The sequence below is a fragment of the Pseudomonas protegens genome, assembly GCF_003363755.1.
Taxonomy (GTDB): Bacteria; Pseudomonadota; Gammaproteobacteria; order Pseudomonadales; family Pseudomonadaceae; genus Aquipseudomonas; species Aquipseudomonas danubii.
This window is the reverse complement of the sequence record NZ_CP031396.1, coordinates 4,453,547-4,469,224: the sequence shown is the minus strand read 5'-3', so window position 1 is coordinate 4,469,224 and position 15,678 is coordinate 4,453,547. Positions and strand designations below refer to the sequence as shown.

12 protein-coding genes are annotated in these 15,678 nt (G+C 58.1%); 2 read left to right on the top strand and 10 right to left on the bottom strand.

What is annotated here, in order from left to right:
- Window positions 1–2: 2 nt before the first annotated feature.
- Window positions 3–1,907 (bottom strand): ATP-dependent zinc metalloprotease FtsH, encoded by a 1,905-nt coding sequence (gene ftsH, locus DWF74_RS20160; RefSeq protein WP_102861083.1) that lies wholly within the window; start codon window positions 1,905–1,907, stop codon window positions 3–5.
- 201 nt (window positions 1,908–2,108) lie between these two features.
- Window positions 2,109–2,738: a 23S rRNA (uridine(2552)-2'-O)-methyltransferase RlmE gene (gene rlmE, locus DWF74_RS20155; protein ID WP_047283886.1), complete on the bottom strand. Its 630-nt coding sequence runs from the start codon at window positions 2,736–2,738 to the stop codon at window positions 2,109–2,111.
- A gap of 104 nt (window positions 2,739–2,842) precedes the next feature.
- Between rlmE and DWF74_RS20150 the strand changes: the two genes are divergently transcribed.
- Complete coding sequence (locus DWF74_RS20150; RefSeq protein WP_102861082.1) at window positions 2,843–3,151, top strand: YhbY family RNA-binding protein; 309 nt, start codon at window positions 2,843–2,845, stop codon at window positions 3,149–3,151.
- 12 nt (window positions 3,152–3,163) lie between these two features.
- On the opposite strand, the gene DWF74_RS20145 is transcribed toward DWF74_RS20150, so the two are convergent.
- The 8 genes from DWF74_RS20145 to grpE form a co-directional block, all read right to left on the bottom strand.
- Entirely contained in the window at window positions 3,164–3,568 is a 405-nt protein-coding gene (locus tag DWF74_RS20145) for an MFS transporter (RefSeq protein ID WP_115581582.1), read from the bottom strand.
- Window positions 3,569–3,596: 28 nt separating this feature from the next.
- Window positions 3,597–4,073, bottom strand: coding sequence for a transcription elongation factor GreA (gene greA, locus DWF74_RS20140; protein WP_011059193.1), 477 nt, complete (start codon window positions 4,071–4,073; stop codon window positions 3,597–3,599).
- On the bottom strand, window positions 4,070–7,291 hold the full coding sequence (gene carB, locus DWF74_RS20135; protein WP_115581581.1) for a carbamoyl-phosphate synthase large subunit: 3,222 nt from the start codon (window positions 7,289–7,291) through the stop codon (window positions 4,070–4,072). Before carB ends, greA begins: the two co-directional genes overlap by 4 nt.
- 133 nt (window positions 7,292–7,424) lie before the next feature.
- Window positions 7,425–8,561 carry a glutamine-hydrolyzing carbamoyl-phosphate synthase small subunit gene (gene carA / locus DWF74_RS20130; protein ID WP_102861079.1) on the bottom strand — a complete coding sequence of 379 codons (1,137 nt, stop codon included), beginning with the start codon at window positions 8,559–8,561 and terminating at the stop codon, window positions 7,425–7,427.
- Between the two features lie 256 nt (window positions 8,562–8,817).
- The gene (dapB, locus tag DWF74_RS20125; protein ID WP_102861078.1) at window positions 8,818–9,624 is read right to left on the bottom strand and encodes a 4-hydroxy-tetrahydrodipicolinate reductase; all 807 of its coding nucleotides are present in this window, start codon (window positions 9,622–9,624) and stop codon (window positions 8,818–8,820) included.
- A 10-nt stretch (window positions 9,625–9,634) separates the two neighbouring features.
- Window positions 9,635–10,759, bottom strand: a complete 1,125-nt coding sequence (gene dnaJ, locus DWF74_RS20120) for a molecular chaperone DnaJ (RefSeq protein ID WP_102861077.1) — start codon at window positions 10,757–10,759, stop codon at window positions 9,635–9,637.
- Between the two features lie 321 nt (window positions 10,760–11,080).
- A complete protein-coding gene (gene dnaK, locus DWF74_RS20115; protein WP_102861076.1) occupies window positions 11,081–12,997 on the bottom strand; it encodes a molecular chaperone DnaK in 1,917 nt (638 codons plus the stop codon).
- Window positions 12,998–13,099: 102 nt separating this feature from the next.
- Window positions 13,100–13,666, bottom strand: coding sequence for a nucleotide exchange factor GrpE (gene grpE, locus DWF74_RS20110; RefSeq protein WP_115581580.1), 567 nt, complete (start codon window positions 13,664–13,666; stop codon window positions 13,100–13,102).
- 249 nt (window positions 13,667–13,915) lie between these two features.
- On the opposite strand from grpE, the gene recN reads away from it, so the two are divergent.
- Window positions 13,916–15,589: a DNA repair protein RecN gene (gene recN / locus DWF74_RS20105; RefSeq protein WP_102861074.1), complete on the top strand. Its 1,674-nt coding sequence runs from the start codon at window positions 13,916–13,918 to the stop codon at window positions 15,587–15,589.
- The last annotated feature ends 89 nt before the right edge of the window (window positions 15,590–15,678 follow it).

Here is a 15,678-nt window from a genome sequence, read left to right as displayed (position 1 = left end):
CCTTAGTGGTCGGCAGCAGGGCCGCCAATGGGTGTTTCCGGACGTTCGTTTTGCACTACTGGAGGAGTAGTACCCGAACCGCCCTCCCAATCACGAGGTTCACGCGGAGTACGCCCAGCCATGATGTCGTCAATCTGATCAGCATCGATGGTTTCGTACTTCATCAAGGCATCTGCCATGGCGTCCAGTTTGTCGCGGTTATCAGTGAGGATCTGCTTGGCGGTGCCATAGCACTGATCAATGATGCTGCGTACTTCGGAGTCGATCAGTTTCGCTGTTTCAGCGGACAAACTGGCATGCTGACTGCCTGCACTACGACCCAGGAACACTTCGCCCTCTTCTTCCGCATACATCAGCGGGCCGAGTTTTTCGGAGAGCCCCCACTTGGTGACCATGTTCCGAGCAATCTGGCTGGCGCGCATGATGTCGTTGGATGCGCCAGTGGTCACACCGTCAAAACCCAGCGTCATCTCTTCTGCAATACGACCGCCATAGAGCGAGCAGATCTGGCTGATCAGGGCTCGCTTGGACAAGCTATAGCGATCCTCCTCCGGCAAGAACATGGTGACGCCCAATGCCCGACCGCGAGGAATGATCGAGACTTTGTAGACTGGGTCATGCTCAGGCACAACTCGACCAACAATGGCGTGGCCAGCTTCGTGATAAGCGGTGTTTTGCTTCTCTTTCTCGGACATGACCATGGATTTGCGCTCTGCGCCCATCATGATCTTGTCCTTGGCCAGTTCAAATTCCTTCATTTCGACAATGCGCTTACCGGTACGAGCCGCGAACAGCGAGGCCTCGTTCACCAGGTTTGCCAAGTCGGCACCGGAGAAGCCCGGCGTACCACGCGCAATCACCGCCGGAGCAACATCTTCGCCCATTGGCACTTTGCGCATGTGGACCTTGAGAATCTGCTCACGACCGCGAATATCCGGCAGACCAACCACCACCTGGCGGTCGAAACGACCGGGCCGCAGCAGCGCTGGGTCAAGCACGTCAGGACGGTTGGTGGCGGCGATAACAATGATGCCGTCGTTCATTTCAAAGCCGTCCATCTCAACCAGCAATTGGTTGAGGGTCTGCTCACGCTCATCATGACCGCCGCCCATGCCGGCACCACGGTGACGACCGACAGCGTCGATCTCATCGATGAAAATGATGCATGGAGCATGTTTCTTGGCCTGTTCGAACATGTCGCGAACACGGCTGGCACCAACACCAACGAACATCTCGACGAAATCGGAACCGGAGATAGTGAAGAACGGCACCTTGGCTTCGCCCGCAATGGCCTTGGCCAGCAAGGTCTTACCGGTGCCCGGTGGCCCCACCATCAGCACGCCGCGAGGAATACGGCCACCCAGGCGCTGGAACTTGCCTGGATCACGCAGGAATTCAACCAGCTCGCCAACTTCCTCTTTGGCCTCGTCACAACCAGCAACGTCAGCGAGAGTGGTTTTCACCTGATCTTCAGAGAGCAGACGCGCCTTGCTCTTGCCAAAGCTCATCGGCCCGCCCTTGCCACCTGCGCCACCCTGCATTTGCCGCATGAAGAACATGAAGACGGCAATGATCACCAGGATCGGGAAACTGGCTACCAGCAGTTGGGTCCAGATACTTTGTTGCTCGGGCTGCTTGCCCTCGACCACGACATGGTTGTCCACCAAATCGCCGATCAGACCATTGTCCTGAATGGCAGGACGGATGGTTTTGAAGGTATCGCCATCGCTGCGCTTGCCGGTAATAACGTAGCCATCAACAGCTACGCGCTCGACCTTGCCATCCTTAACTTGCTGGATGAAGTCGGAGTAGTTGAGGGTTTGCGGCTCGTTAGGGCTGGAGAAGTTGTTCATCACCGTCACAAGGACGGCAGCGATGATCAACCAAAGGATCAGATTCTTTGCCATGTCGTTCAATTAACTACCCTCTGAAGCAAGCGCCGCTACTGGCGCGCGCTTCGCATGATATTCACCGGCCTAACTTACTACATTACCTACAGCTCTGGCAGGCGCTGTCTGTAACCCTATGTGAAACTTAGACTACACAATATGCGTTTAATCTGACGGGGCGAAATACGAAAATCCTATCACCCCAGTCAAAAACCTTACTTACTCGCTGCGACCACGAAAGCCCCGCCCCAGCAGATATTGCTCCCGAGAACGGTCACGGGAAGATGTCGGTTTGCGCATCTGCACTTTCTCGAACATCTGCCGAACGCTCTTGTGGTACTCATCAAAACCTTCACCTTGGAAAATCTTGATCAGAAAATCACCACCTGGCCGTAGTACCCTACCCGCAAGATCCAGCGCCAATTCGCACAGGAACATCGCCCGAGGCATGTCCACGGCTGCTAACCCACTCATATTGGGGGCCATATCGGAAATCACAAGGTCAACCTCTGAATTTCCGACAGCTTCGAGAATCTGCGCCAGCACCGCATCCTCGGTGAAGTCCCCTTGAATGAAGGTCACATCAGGGATGCTGTCCATTTCCAGGATATCCGAGGCGATCAATCGCCCCTGACCACCAATCAGACGACTGGTCACCTGCGACCAGCCCCCCGGGGCAGCCCCCAGGTCGATAACACTCATGCCAGGACGGATAAGGCGGTCCTTTTCCTGGATCTCCAGCAGTTTGTAGCTGGCACGGGAACGGTACCCATCTTTTTGCGCCATTTTGACGAATGGGTCGTTGAAGTGCTCTTTCAGCCAGTTATGGCTAGTTTTGGAACGGGCCACGGGCCACCTCAAAATAAAACGGGTCGTGATTAACTGGGCGGTCCCGGACTCGCTCGGGTAAACTGGCCGCCGCTTTTTACAAGATCAGACGCAGGGGTCAGATTATGCCGCTCACTCAAGAGCAGAAGAAACAGTACAAATCCATTGGCCACCATCTGAAACCAGTATTGACTGTGGCTGACAACGGTTTGACCGAAGGTGTGCTAGCCGAACTTGAACGCGCCTTGAGCGATCACGAGCTGATCAAGATCAAGCTCAACATCCTCGAGCGCGAATCGCGCCTGGAAGCCATTGCCGAACTGTGCAAGGCCGGCAAAGCGGATCTGGTGCAGGTCATCGGCAAGATGGCGCTGATCTACCGCAAGAACGCCAAGGTAAACAAGCAATTGTCGAACGTCCATCGTTTCAACTGACGTCGACTCGGGTCAAGGGTGTGCCTGGCGCACCCTTCCACCCCATCCTGGCACCGGCTGCAATACCAGTATCAAGCCGGAAAATCCCAGAACCAGATAGCTGAACAACTGCCAGCGTTGAGCTTCAGGCAACAGAATACGCACAGCGAAATACATGCCGCACGCATACATTGCCATCAACAGCAGTTGCCCCCGAATATCCCGCCAAAGACTTCTCAATCCTTCGGACTGAATCAGCACCAGCATCTGCAGAACCAGGCACGCCCCCGAAAAGCCCACCAACAAAGCACTGAGCAGGGTAGAAATCTCTTCGATCAGCAAGGGAGCAAGGCCAATCTGGCCCAGGACGGGAAACAAACCGAGATGCAACAGCCATAAGCCGCCGACCCACAGCATCTGGGTCAGCTGCCAAAGCATGGCGCCCGCATGCAGCGGGCGCCTTCTTTCAGATGTGACGGACTTCGACAATCTCATACTCGATTACACCGCCAGGCGTTTTGACCGCCACCACATCACCCTCTTCCTTGGCAATCAAGGCACGAGCAATCGGCGAGCCGACGGAGATTTTACCGAGCTTGATATCAGCCTCGTCCTCACCAACGATCTGGTAGGTCACGCTTTCGTCAGTCTCGACGTTGGCGATCTCGACCGTGGTGCCAAAGATCACCTTGCCGGTATGAGGAATGGTCGTGACATCGATGACCACCGAGTTCTGCAGGCGGCCTTCGATATCACGGATCCGAGCCTCGACCATGCCTTGCTGTTCACGCGCAGCATGGTATTCAGCGTTTTCCTTCAAGTCACCCAACTCGCGGGCCGTACCGATGTCCTGGCTGAGCTTAGGACGAACGACCTTGGTCAGGTGAGCATGCTCTTCTTCCAGGGCGCGAGCGCCCTGGACGGTCATTGGGTATTTATTCATGCCTTCAATCCTGCGTGTAGATCCTGCAAGCGACGCACGGTTTTTTCCGGACCGAACTTCAACGCTTCGCAGATAGCTTCGCCAGCAGCAATGGTGGTGGTGCAGTAGATCTTGTGCTGCAAGGCGTTACGACGAATGGAGTAAGAGTCAGCAATCGACTGACGACCTTCAGTGGTGTTGATGATCAGGGTGACTTCGTCGTTCTTGATCATATCGACCACATGCGGACGACCCTCAGTCACCTTGTTCACACGACGCACTTTCAGGCCGGCCGCTTCGATCAGCTTGGCGGTGCCCGCAGTAGCGACCACTTCGAAGCCCAAGTTGATCAGATCACGGGCCACGCCTGCAACCAGAGGTTTGTCATCGTCACGAACACTGATAAATGCAGTACCGCCAGTCGGCAGCACTTCGCTGGCGCCCATCTGGGCCTTGGCGAAAGCCTCACCGAAAGTATCGCCCACACCCATGACTTCACCGGTGGACTTCATCTCTGGGCCGAGGATCGGGTCAACACCCGGGAACTTGGCGAACGGGAACACCGCTTCCTTGACGCTGTAGAAGTTCGGGATGATTTCCTTGGTAAAGCCCAGCTCTTTCAGAGTCTTACCAGCCATCACACGAGCCGCGATCATCGCCAGGGAGACGCCGATGCACTTGGACACGAAAGGCACGGTGCGGGAAGCACGCGGGTTAACCTCGATCACATAGATCTGCTCACCCTGAAGGGCCAGCTGTACGTTCATCAGGCCGACCACCCCCAGTTCCAGGGCCATTTTCTTGACCTGCTCACGCATCTCATCCTGGATGTGCGCCGGCAGCGAGTACGGCGGCAGAGAGCACGCGGAGTCGCCGGAGTGAACACCGGCCTGCTCGATATGCTGCATGATTGCGCCGATCACCACGTCGGTGCCGTCGCAGACCGCATCCACGTCCATCTCGATGGCGCAGTTGAGGAAGTGATCCAGCAGCACCGGACTGTCGTTGGACACTTGCACCGCTTCACGCAGGTAGCGCTTGAGCTCTTCTTCCTCGTAGACGATTTCCATTGCACGGCCGCCCAGAACATAGGACGGACGCACCACCAGCGGATAACCGATCTTGGTCGCGGCACGAATCGCTTCGTCTTCGCTGCGCACGGTGGCGTTTGGCGGCTGACGCAGGTTCAGGCGCTCAACCATTTGCTGGAAGCGCTCACGGTCTTCGGCACGGTCGATGGCGTCAGGACTGGTGCCAATGATCGGCACACCGGCCGCTTCCAGAGCACGGGCCAGCTTCAGCGGAGTCTGGCCGCCGTACTGAACGATCACGCCTTTTGGCTTCTCGACGCGGACGATTTCCAGCACGTCTTCCAGGGTTACTGGCTCGAAGTACAGGCGATCGGAGGTGTCGTAGTCGGTGGAAACGGTTTCCGGGTTGCAGTTGACCATGATGGTTTCGTAACCATCGTCGCGCAGTGCCAGTGCAGCGTGTACGCAGCAGTAGTCGAACTCGATACCCTGGCCGATACGGTTTGGACCGCCGCCCAGGATCATGATCTTGTCGCGGGTCGATGGTGCGGCTTCGCACTCTTCTTCATAAGTCGAGTACAGGTAAGCGGTGTCAGTAGCGAACTCGGCGGCGCAGGTGTCGACGCGCTTGTAGACCGGGAACACTTCCAGCTTATGACGGTGAGTGCGCAGGTTCTTCTCGGTCACACCCAGCAGCTTGGCCAGACGCTGGTCGGAGAAGCCTTTGCGCTTCAAGCGGAACATCAGGTCGCGACCGATAGCCGACAGACCCAAGGTCTTGACCTTCTCTTCTTCCTTGATCAGATCTTCGATCTGCACCAGGAACCAAGGATCGATCATGTTCATGCCGAAGATCTGCTCGACGGTCATGCCGGCACGAAAGGCGTCAGCCACGTACCAGATACGCTCGGCGCCTGGCACGGTCAGCTCGCGCTTGAGGACGTTCATGCTTTCCGGATTGCTCAGGTCGAGCTTCGGATCCAGGCCGCAAACACCGACCTCCAGACCGCGCAGAGCTTTCTGCAGGGATTCCTGGAAGGTCCGGCCGATGGCCATGACTTCACCCACCGACTTCATCTGGGTGGTCAGGCGCGCGTCAGCCTTGGAGAATTTCTCGAAGGCGAAGCGCGGCAGCTTGGTCACGACGTAGTCGATGGACGGCTCGAAGGAGGCTGGAGTCTTGCCGCCGGTGATGTCGTTGGACAGCTCGTCCAGGGTGTAACCCACCGCCAGCTTGGCCGCGACCTTGGCGATCGGGAAACCCGTGGCTTTCGAGGCCAACGCCGAAGAACGGGACACCCGCGGGTTCATCTCGATCACGACCATGCGGCCAGTGTTCGGGCAAATGCCGAACTGCACGTTGGAACCGCCGGTTTCCACGCCGATCTCACGCAGTACCGCCAGGGAGGCGTTACGCAGGATCTGGTATTCCTTGTCGGTCAGGGTCTGTGCCGGAGCTACGGTGATCGAGTCACCGGTGTGCACACCCATCGGGTCGAAGTTTTCGATGGAGCAGACGATGATGCAGTTGTCCTTCTTATCGCGGACCACCTCCATCTCGTACTCTTTCCAGCCGATCAGCGATTCGTCGATCAGCAGTTCCTTGGTCGGCGACAGGTCCAGACCGCGGGCACAGATCTCTTCGAACTCTTCACGGTTGTAAGCAATACCGCCACCGGTGCCGCCCATGGTGAAGGACGGACGGATGATGCAAGGGAAACCCAGCTTGTCGAGGACTGCATTGGCCTCTTCCATGCTGTGAGCGATACCGGAACGTGGGCACGCCAGGCCGATGGACTTCATGGCAGCGTCGAAGCGCGAACGGTCCTCAGCCTTGTCGATGGTATCGGCATTGGCACCGATCATCTCTACGCCGAACTTATCCAGAACGCCTTCGCGCTCCAGGTCCAGAGCGCAGTTCAGAGCCGTCTGGCCGCCCATGGTTGGCAGCAGCGCATCCGGACGCTCTTTCTCGATGATCTTGGCAACGGTCTGCCACTTGATCGGCTCGATGTAGGTGGCGTCGGCCATGGCCGGGTCGGTCATGATGGTGGCCGGGTTGGAGTTCACCAGGATGACCCGGTAACCCTCTTCGCGCAGGGCCTTGCAGGCCTGGGCGCCGGAGTAGTCGAATTCGCAGGCCTGGCCGATCACGATCGGGCCAGCGCCAAGAATCAGGATGCTTTTAATGTCTGTACGTTTTGGCATGGGTTGTCACTCAAATCCGCAGGTCAGTCGGCAAGCCGTCTTGAACATTCTCTGAGGCACCTGAGGGGATTATTCCGCCGGACTCGCCGGGGCCGCCCTCAGGCGCTGCTCGCTACATTTTCAAGGCGAGCGCTTAGCGTCGCTTGGCCATCTCGTTGATGAAGCGGTCGAACAGCGGCGCCACATCGTTCGGGCCCGGGCTGGCTTCAGGGTGGCCCTGGAAGCTGAACGCGCTCTTGTCGGTACGCTCGATACCCTGCAGGGTGCCGTCGAACAGCGACTTGTGGATCGCCCGGACGTTGCCCGGCAGCGTGGCTTCATCCACCGCAAAACCGTGGTTCTGGCTGGTGATCATGACCACGCCGGTGTCCAGGTCCTGGACCGGGTGGTTGGCACCGTGGTGACCGTGGCCCATTTTCAGGGTCTTGGCACCAGAAGCCAGGGCCAGCAATTGGTGACCCAGGCAGATGCCGAACACCGGAATCTCGGTCTCGAGGATTTCCTTGATGGCCTTGATCGCGTAGTCGCAAGGCTCGGGGTCACCAGGACCGTTGGACAGGAACACGCCATCTGGATTGAGGGCCAGGACGTCGCTCGCCGGGGTCTGAGCAGGCACAACGGTCACGCGGCAGCCGCGCTCCACCAGCATGCGCAGGATGTTCAGCTTGACCCCGAAGTCATAGGCAACCACGTGGTACGGCAGATCGGCGGCTTCGATGGTGGCGTGGCTGTCGGTTTTCAGATCCCAGACAGTCGAACGCCATTCGTAGCTTTGCTTGGTGCTGACGACTTTCGCCAGGTCCATGCCTTTCAGGCCCGGGAAGCCGCGCGCTGCTGCAATCGCCGCTTCTTCGGAGATGTTGTCGCCGGCCATGATGCAGCCGTTCTGAGCACCTTTTTCACGCAGGATGCGGGTCAGGCGACGGGTGTCGATACCGGCGATCGCCACAACGTTGTTGGCTTTCAGGTAATCGGACAGGGACAGGGTGTTACGCCAGTTGCTGGCCACCAGCGGCAAGTCACGGATAACCAGGCCAGCCGACCAGACGCGGTCGGACTCGGCGTCTTCCGGCGTGGTGCCGGTGTTGCCGATGTGGGGATAGGTCAGGGTAACGATTTGCTGGGCGTAGGAAGGATCGGTAAGGATTTCCTGATAGCCGGTCATTGCGGTGTTGAACACCACCTCACCAACGGTTTGACCGTCGGCTCCAATGGCTTCGCCACGAAAAATGCTGCCATCAGCAAGGGCGAGTATGGCTGGCTTAGTCAAGAAGACCTCCCGTAAATAGAGCCTGAAAGGGCGATCGCAGGTTGCAAAAAAGCGGAATGACGTATAGACACGTCACCCCGCTTCTTCGTCGAATTATCTGCGCGCTTTTAGTGGACACACTAAAGCTGTAGCTTACAGAAAAAGGCTTTTTCGGTCCACCGCTAATGAGCCTTAAAGGCAGAGGAATGCGACAGAACATCGCCTAGCGGTGCGAAGCGGGGTTGAAGGACAGCCTCAACCCCACTTCAGATGCATCTCAACGCAAATCCAGCACATCCTGCATGTCGTAAAGACCGGCCTCGCGACCATCCAGCCACAGGGCAGCACGTACCGCACCTTTGGCGAAGGTCATGCGACTGGAGGCCTTGTGGGTGATTTCCAGGCGCTCGCCCTCAGTGGCAAACAGCACAGTGTGATCCCCCACCACATCACCACCACGCACAGTGGCGAAACCGATGGTTTCGCGCTCACGCGCACCGGTATGCCCCTCGCGACCATAGACCGCAACCTGTTGCAGGTCGCGCCCCAAGGCATTGGCAATCACCTCACCCATGCGCAGGGCAGTACCCGAAGGCGCATCGATCTTGTGACGGTGATGAGCCTCGATGATTTCGATGTCCGCATCATCGCCCAGCACCCGAGCCGCCATATCCAGCAGCTTCAGCGAAAGGTTCACCCCGACACTGAAGTTGGCAGCGAAGACGATGGGAATCTCCTTGCCCGCCTCAGCCAGCAACTGCTTTTCCTTGGCGCCCAAACCCGTAGTACCAATCACCATGGCCTTGCCCGCCTTACGGCAGAAGGCCAGGTTCTTGAGCATCACTTCCGGCAAGGTGAAATCGATCAGCACATCAAACTCATCGACAACCTTCTCCAGGCTATCGGACATCGAGACGCCAAGACGCCCCAGGGACGCCAGCTCACCTGCATCCGCACCCACCAGCGAACTGCCAGGACGAACGATCGCCGCCGTCAACCCAGAGAGCGGCGAGCGCAGCTGCACAGCCTCGACCAAAGTCTTGCCCATGCGCCCCGCGGCGCCCATGACTGCTATACGTCGCATGCATTACTCCTTACAGATCGCCGAAGAAGCGTTTGACGCCCTCGAACCAACCCGTGGTTTTCGGCGAGTGCGAATTGTCGCCATCCAGCGAACCGCGCAACTCTTCCAGCAGCTCGCGCTGACGACGACTCAGGTTCACTGGCGTTTCCACCGCAACCCGACACATCAGATCGCCAGCACCGCCGCCACGCACCGGAGCAACGCCCTTGCCGCGAATCCGGAACTGCTTGCCGGTCTGAGTCCCCTCAGGAATCTTCAGCTTGACCCGACCATCCAGAGTCGGAATCTCCAGCTCGCCGCCCAAGGCCGCATCAACAAAGCTGATAGGCACTTCGCAGAACAGATGCTTGCCGTCACGCTGGAAGATCGAGTGCTCGCGCACATTGATCACCACATACAAGTCACCAGTCGGACCACCCTGGGTCCCCGCCTCACCCTCACCGGACAGACGGATACGGTCACCCGTATCGACACCTGCCGGCACTTTTACCGACAGCGTCTTGTACTCTTCGACGCGGCCTTCGCCGTGGCACGAATCGCACGGATCGGAAATGATCTTGCCCTGACCATGGCAACGCGGGCAGGTCTGCTGCACCGAGAAGAAGCCCTGCTGCATGCGCACCTGACCAATACCACCGCAAGTCGGGCAAGTGACAGGCGACGAGCCCTTCTTGGCACCCGAACCATCGCACGGCTTGCAATTGACCAGTGTTGGCACACGGATGTTAACCGTGGTGCCCCGCACCGCCTCTTCCAGATTCAGTTCCAGGGTGTAACGCAGATCGCTACCGCGCTGCGCGCCACCGCGAGAACCGCCGCGACCGCCACCGAAGAAATCACTGAACACATCACCGAAGATATCGGAGAAGTTCTGACCGCCAAAACCGGCGCCACCACCCCCCATGCTCGGATCGACACCGGCATGACCATACTGGTCATAAGCTGCGCGCTTACTGGAGTCGGACAGCACTTCGTAGGCCTCGTTGGCCTCCTTGAACATGTCTTCCGACGCTTTGTCGCCGGGATTACGATCCGGGTGATGCTTCATCGCCAGGCGACGGTAAGCCTTTTTCAGCTCCGCTTCGCTGGAGCCACGCTCCACACCCAATACTTCGTAATAGTCACGCTTTGCCATAAGTCTTTGCACTCTTAAGGACGCCCGGCAAACCCTCCTGAGCTCTGCCAAACTCGCTGAGCCCCAATACAGGCCCGGACCCAACTCACGTCAATTCAACGATCCTGGTCTTGGATAGACGACCCGGTTGCAGGTCGATCATTGCGGTCATCGCAGCCGGAAAGCAGGAGCTTCTCCGACCCGACCGCCAGTGCACAAACGGAAGTTGCACACCATCAAAATTCGCTGACTCCAGACACGCCAACGCGGGAGCAAGCTCCCGCGCGGCGACATCCTACCAGTCACCGCCCAAAGGCAGTCAACCGGCCGACCAACAAGCCATTACTTGTGGTCTTTTACTTCTTCGAACTCGGCATCGACGACGTCGTCGGCTTTTTCAGCAGACTCAGCGTGCGGTGCTGCACCCTCAGCAGGCTGAGCCTGTTCGGCGTACATCTTCTGGGCAACCGGGGCCGAGACTTTCGACAGCTCTTCGACCTTGGCGTCGATGGCAGCCTTGTCGTCACCTTTGACAGCGGCTTCCAGAGCAACCACGGCAGCTTCAATCGCGGTCTTCTCTTCCGCAGTCACTTTGTCGCCGGCGTCAGCCACCATCTTGCGAGTCGAGTGCACCAGCGCGTCACCCTGGTTACGGGCAGTGGCCAGCTCTTCGAACTTGCGATCCTCTTCCGAGTTGGCTTCAGCGTCACGGATCATCTGCTGGATTTCTTCATCCGACAGGCCGGAGTTGGCCTTGATCACGATCGATTGAGTCTTACCGGTAGCCTTGTCCTTCGCACCTACGTGCAGGATGCCGTTGGCGTCGATGTCGAAGGTCACTTCAATCTGCGGCACGCCACGTGGAGCAGGTGGAATGTCGGTCAGGTCGAACTTGCCCAGAGACTTGTTCTGCGCGGCCTGCTTACGCTCGCCCTGCAGCACGTGAATGGTCACGGCGCCCTGGTTGTCATCGGCAGTCGAGAACACCTGGGATTTCTTGGTAGGAATCGTGGTGTTTTTCTCGATCAGCGCGGTCATCACGCCACCCATGGTTTCGATACCCAGGGTCAGCGGGCTAACGTCCAGCAGCAGTACGTCTTTCACGTCACCGGCCAGAACCGCACCCTGGATCGCAGCACCCATGGCAACCGCTTCGTCCGGGTTGACGTCCTTACGAGCTTCTTTACCGAAGAAGTCGGTTACGGCTTTCTGTACCAGCGGCATACGAGTCTGGCCGCCGACCAGGATTACGTCGTTGATCGCGCCAACGTCGATACCGGCGTCCTTCAGAGCGATGCGGCATGGCTCGATGGTGCGCTGAACCAGGTCTTCAACCAGAGATTCCAGCTTGGCGCGGGAGATCTTCACGTTCAGGTGCTTAGGACCAGTGGCATCTGCTGTGATGTACGGCAGGTTGACGTCGGTCTGCTGGCTCGAGGACAGCTCGATCTTGGCTTTTTCGGCAGCTTCTTTCAGACGCTGCATGGCCAGCGGGTCACCCTTGAGGTTCATGCCGCTTTCTTTCTTGAACTCATCAACCAGGTAGTCGATCAGACGGATGTCGAAGTCCTCACCACCCAGGAAGGTGTCACCGTTGGTGGCCAGTACTTCGAACTGATGCTCACCGTCGACTTCAGCGATCTCGATCACGGAAACGTCAAACGTACCGCCACCCAGGTCATAAACGATCACGGTGTGATCGCCCTTGGCCTTGTCCATGCCATAAGCCAGAGCGGCTGCGGTTGGTTCGTTGATGATGCGCTTGACGTCCAGACCAGCGATACGACCGGCGTCCTTGGTGGCCTGACGCTGGCTGTCGTTGAAGTAGGCCGGAACAGTAATGACCGCTTCGGTCACTGCTTCGCCGAGGTAGTCTTCGGCGGTCTTCTTCATCTTTTTAAGGATTTCAGCCGAAATCTGTGGCGGAGCCATTTTCTGGCCGTTCACTTCAACCCAGGCGTCGTTGTTGTCAGCCTTGACGATCTTGTAAGGGACCATCTGAATGTCTTTCTGCACAACTTCTTCGTCGAAACGACGACCGATCAGACGCTTAACTGCGTACAGGGTGTTGTGCGGGTTGGTAACAGCCTGACGCTTGGCCGACTGACCTACCAGAATCTCGCCATCGTTGGCGTAAGCGATGATCGACGGCGTGGTACGCGCGCCTTCAGCGTTTTCGATAACTTTTACGTTGCCGTTTTCAAGAATGGAGACGCACGAGTTGGTGGTCCCCAAGTCAATACCGATAATTTTGCCCATGTTAACTCTCCCGAAACTTTGGATTTGGATGCCGCAGTTGTGGTGGCAAACTGCGGTAGCACTTAAACGCTTGACTGTTAGATGGGGGCTCTACAGCCGTTTTCAAGCCTTTTCGTCAATCGAAGGCGAAACCGGTGCAGGCGCCTTGCTGACCACGACCATGGCCGGGCGCAGGAGGCGACCATTGAGCTGATAACCCTTCTGGAACACTTTGAGAACACTGTTGGGTTCTACATCCGCGCTTTCCTGCATGGCCATGGCCTGATGCTGTTCAGCGTTGAATGGTTCGCCGTGAGGATCGATGGGTTCCAACTGATAACGCTTGAGGGTGTCGTGGAACATCTTCAAGGTCAGTTCGATACCTTCACGCATTGGGCGGATGCTTTCGTCGTCCGGATTGGACAGCTCCAGGCCACGCTCCAGGCTATCGATCACCGGCAACAGGTCGCCGGCAAATTTCTCGAGAGCAAATTTGTGAGCCTTTTCCACATCCTGCTCGGCGCGGCGGCGGACGTTTTGCAGATCGGCTGCAACACGCAAAGCCTGATCCTGCGCACCAGCCAGTTGCTCTTCGAGCACTTGTACACGAGCCGCCAGGTCTTCACCCGAAGCCTCGGGGGCCTGATTGGCGTCTAGATTTTGCGTATCCAGCGTCTGTTCGTCAGCCATGAAATTCTCCTTTCAATATCGTCTGTGAGCCAGGCTCACTCTTCTGCACAGCTATATGGGGTCGCATTTTCAGGGTTCAAGCCCGCAGCCACAGCAAAAGTTGTTCCGACCGGATAAATCCTGTACGCGGACACTCCCGAGGCACTAAAAAGCCAGAATGACCAAGCAAATCGAGCTAAGGGAAAGCATTGTCAGCCCGAAACAAAACACTGTATAAATAACCAGACATCTAGTTTGGGAGCGGCCTTAATGCTGGTGCACCTGTCCGTACACAATTACGCCATCGTCGAACACCTGGATCTGGAACTGGATCGCGGAATGAGCGTCATTACCGGCGAAACCGGCGCCGGCAAGTCGATCATGCTCGACGCTCTCGGCCTGACCCTGGGCGATCGCGCCGACAGTGGCGTGGTACGACCCGGCGCCGACAAGGCCGACATCCTTGCCACCTTCGACCTGTCGGACATTCCCGAGGCCCACAGTTGGCTGGCCGAGCGCGATCTGGATAACGACGGGCCGTGCATACTACGCCGGGTGATCACCGCCGAAGGACGCTCCCGCGGCTATATCAACGGTACGCCCTGCCCGCTCGGAGACCTCAAGGCCCTGGGCGAACTGCTGATCGACATCCACAGCCAGCACGAGCACCAGTCACTGCTCAAGACCGATACCCATCGACGCCTGCTGGATGAATATGCCGGCGCTACCGATCTTGCCCGCCAGGTACAACTGGCAGCCCAACGCTGGCGCCAGACCCGCCAGGAGCTGGAGCGCCTGTCCAATTCCGGCGATGAGCAGCGCGCCCGCCATCAACTGCTGAGCTATCAGCTTGAAGAGCTGGAGAATCTCGGCCTGGGAGAAAACGAACTCGAAGAGTTGGAGCAGGAACACAAGAACCTGACCAACGCCGAAACCCTGCTGGGCATCTGCCGCCAGGTGGTCGAACAGTGCAGCGAAAGCGACTCCGGCAATGTCCTCAACGCCTTGACCGTCAGCCTCAACCGCCTGTCCAGCATCGGCAACTCGACAGGAGCATTAGGCGAGGCCACCAACCTGCTGGCCAGCGCCCAGATCCAGGTGGAAGAAGCCGTGGGCGAATTGAATCGCTTCCTCGATCACTTCGATGCCGACCCGGCACGCCTGCAACAGCTGGAGGAACGCCTGGACTCCATCTATACCCTGGCACGCAAGCATCGCATCCAGCCCTTCGAACTGGCGGCCATGCAGCAAACCCTGCTGGATGAAATCGAAACCCTGGACGCCAACGACGAGAGCATCGAGCGCCTCGGCGAAGAGCTGCAGTCCTTCGCCCGCCACTATCAGGAGAAAGCCCAGGAACTGAGTCGCTTGCGGGAGCAGGCGGCCACCGGACTGGCCAGCGCGGTAGAACTTGAAATTCAGCGCCTGGGCATGCCGGGCGGACGCTTCACGATCGAGCTGCGAGCCAACACCAGCGATGAGCTGCTGCCCAACGGCCTGGAGCAGGTCGAACTCCTGGTCAGCGCCAACCCGGGACAACCGCTCAAGGCACTGGCCAAGGTCGCCTCGGGTGGCGAGTTGTCACGCATCAGCCTGGCGATCCAGGTCATCACGGCACAAACCTCACGAGTGCCTACCCTGGTGTTCGACGAAGTCGACGTAGGGATCGGCGGCCCGACTGCCGAGATCGTCGGCCAATTGCTGCGGCGTCTCGGCGAGCGCGGCCAGGTGCTGACGGTTACTCACCTGCCACAAGTTGCCGCCCAGGGGCATCAACATCTGTTCGTGCACAAGGTCCGTGGCAACAACGCGACCCATACCGCCGTTTCCAAACTGGGCAAGAACGAAAGAATCGAGGAAATTGCCCGCATGCTGGGCGGTATCGATTTGACCAAGGAGTCCCTGGCCCACGCCAAGAAAATGGTAGTAACCACCAAGGCCTGAGGTTGTAGCGCTTCTTTTATATAGGCACAAAGCACGAAGGCGACCCTGAGGTCGCCTTCGATCGTTTCACGACTATGCCAGTCGCGTGA